General features: G+C 41.5%; 1 protein-coding gene and 1 pseudogene. Both read right to left on the bottom strand.

Translation table 11 applies throughout. The annotated features are described in order from the left end of the window. On the bottom strand, positions 1-116 hold a 116-nt coding region (locus tag ACFPM4_RS19080; RefSeq protein WP_465262179.1), incomplete at its 3' end, for a flagellin N-terminal helical domain-containing protein. Between the two features lie 278 nt (positions 117-394). Next, positions 395-601: pseudogene (locus ACFPM4_RS19075) on the bottom strand (flagellin N-terminal helical domain-containing protein); the annotation flags it as partial. Between the last annotated feature and the right edge of the window lies 1 nt (position 602).

The raw sequence follows: 602 nt of genomic DNA, 5'->3' as shown, positions 1-602 counted from the left end.
CGATCAGTATCTGTATTCGTATCGTTTGCAGATTGAACAGCAAGTTCACGCATACGTTGAAGGATTGAATGTGTCTCATTCAAAGCTCCTTCTGCAGTTTGGATTAGAGAAATCATTCTGTTATCGTAAAGGCTCTTTATCCTCTACTTCTTTATGTTTCCATAAAGTTCAGACCATATCTTCATCCTTTTTGGATGCCCCGCGCTCGTGGGTGGATTATTGGTATGGTTCCTCACCACCTGGTCGTTACACCTTCCTAACTACCTATACTTCCAATTCATTAGGCTTGGCTCGGTATTGCCCACCATCCACAATGCTATGTTTGGTTTGGGGTTCCACCGAATTCACGGAGTTTTCATCTAAACATTACTGTTTAGTGCGGCATTTCTAGTTTACCGTCTTGTGCATTTTTAGATGCCATATCTAATCCACGAATTTGCCCTCTCATTTTTTCAGAGATTGCTAGACCAGCAGCATCATCTCCTGCTTTGTTAATACGAAGCCCTGATGCTAATTTTTCCATTGATTTGCTTTGTGCATTCGTTGCAGCACCTAATTGACGGTGTGTGTTCAACGCCGCAATATTATGATTGATAATCATG

The organism is Lederbergia graminis (assembly GCF_042655485.1).
In the GTDB taxonomy this organism is placed as follows: domain Bacteria; phylum Bacillota; class Bacilli; order Bacillales; family Bacillaceae_C; genus Lederbergia; species Lederbergia graminis.
The sequence above is the reverse complement of the archived record's forward strand: the minus strand, read 5'-3'. Positions and strand labels throughout refer to the sequence as shown.